The following is a 1,231-nucleotide window of genomic DNA, read 5'->3' as shown; positions in this document are numbered from 1 at the left end:
CGCTCAGCCACCACCCTCCAAGCCGTCCCGCAACCGAAAACAACGGCGCTCAGCCACCACCCTCCAAGCCGTCCCGCAACCGAAAACAACGGCGCTCAGCCACCACCCTCCAAGCCGTCCCGCAACCGAAAACAACGGCGCCGGGTCACACTCTCAGCCCGTCCGGCGTTTGAGGACGAGGCCGTGGGCCGATGATGCGGGGGTACGGGGGCGGCAGCCCACGGAGACGTCGGCGTTGCACCGGGGGCACCCAAACGCCGACGTCAGCTTTAGGGTGGTCGCATGAACGATCGCATGGTGTGGATCGACTGCGAGATGACCGGCCTCTCGCTGTCCGACGACGCGCTCATCGAGGTGGCCGCACTGGTCACCGACTCCGAGCTGAACGTGCTCGGCGAGGGCGTGGACATCGTCATCCGTCCGCCGGCCAAGGCACTGGAGACGATGCCGGAGGTGGTGCGGCAGATGCACACCACGTCCGGCCTGCTCGACGAGCTGGCCGGCGGCACGACGCTCGCCGAGGCCGAGGAGCAGGTCCTGGCCTATGTAAGGGAACACGTGAAGGAACCCGGCAAGGCCCCGCTGTGCGGCAACTCCGTCGGCACCGACCGCGGCTTCCTGGCCAGGGACATGGCGGCCCTGGAGGGCTGGCTGCACTACCGGATCGTCGACGTGTCCAGCGTCAAGGAGCTGGCCCGGCGCTGGTACCCGCGGGCCTACTTCAACAGCCCGGAGAAGAACGGCAACCACCGCGCCCTCGCCGACATCCGCGAGTCGATCGCCGAACTGCGCTACTACCGCGAGGCCATCTTCGTACCGCAGCCCGGCCCCGACTCGGACACCGCACGGACGATCGCGGCCAAGCACGTCCTGCCTGCGGAATAGCCGTCCGGGAGCGGTCCCGGAGACATCCGGCAGGTCTCCGGAGGGCCGCCGGGAAAGCCGTGCGCGAGCACCCCTTCGGACCCTGTACACTTTTTCTCGGCCGGTCGGAGAAACCACAGAATGACCGCCGGTCGTGGTGGGTGTAGCTCAGCTGGTAGAGCACCTGGTTGTGGTCCAGGATGTCGCGGGTTCGAGTCCCGTCACTCACCCCACGGGACAGGCCCGTGACCTGCGGAAACGCAGGTCACGGGCCAGTCTGCCGTTTTGTCACCGCCCAACAACACCTCATACACCCCGGAATAGAGTGGCCCAGGAAGGAACGAAAGCCGTAGGTACGCAAGGACCC

The 1,231-nt window shown here is 67.3% G+C and carries 1 protein-coding gene and 1 tRNA gene; both read left to right on the top strand.

Annotation, left to right across the window (positions count from 1 at the left end):
• Positions 1 to 282: 282 nt before the first annotated feature.
• Entirely contained in the window at positions 283 to 885 is a 603-nt protein-coding gene (gene orn / locus ACFWPS_RS24280; RefSeq protein ID WP_089105167.1) for an oligoribonuclease, read from the top strand.
• Positions 886 to 1,021: 136 nt separating this feature from the next.
• Positions 1,022 to 1,097 (top strand) — tRNA-His (locus tag ACFWPS_RS24275).
• Positions 1,098 to 1,231 lie beyond the last annotated feature (134 nt).

The sequence above is a fragment of the Streptomyces sp. NPDC058457 genome (assembly GCF_042720695.1).
Lineage (GTDB): Bacteria > Actinomycetota > Actinomycetes > Streptomycetales > Streptomycetaceae > Streptomyces.
The sequence above is the reverse complement of the archived record's forward strand: the minus strand, read 5'-3'. Positions and strand labels throughout refer to the sequence as shown.

Excerpts from the sequence above, each read along its gene's own strand:
- orn (WP_089105167.1), top strand. The coding sequence starts at position 283 with ATGAACGATCGCATGGTGTGGATCGACTGCGAGATGACCGGCCTCTCG.